The 222-nt window shown below is 44.6% G+C and carries 1 pseudogene; it reads left to right on the plus strand.

What is annotated here, in order from left to right:
- Nucleotides 1-222: pseudogene (locus CHH91_RS19485) on the plus strand (DNA polymerase III subunit delta'); the annotation flags it as partial.

Below are 222 nucleotides of genomic sequence, written 5' to 3' on the forward strand. Positions count from 1 at the left end.
AAGTCGGACCGGACGGACAATCGATTAAAAAAGAACAGATCGAATACTTACAAAAAGAATTTACGTACAGGGGCATGGAGTCTGCTGCAAAAGTGTATATTATCTCCCACGTGGACAAAATGACCGCCAGCGCTGCAAATAGTTTATTGAAGTTTCTGGAAGAGCCACAAGGCCAAACATTGGCGATCCTTTTGACGGAAAACGGTGCAAGCATCTTGCCGA

This window comes from Virgibacillus sp. 7505 (genome assembly GCF_002272135.1).
Lineage (GTDB): Bacteria > Bacillota > Bacilli > Bacillales > Amphibacillaceae > Terribacillus.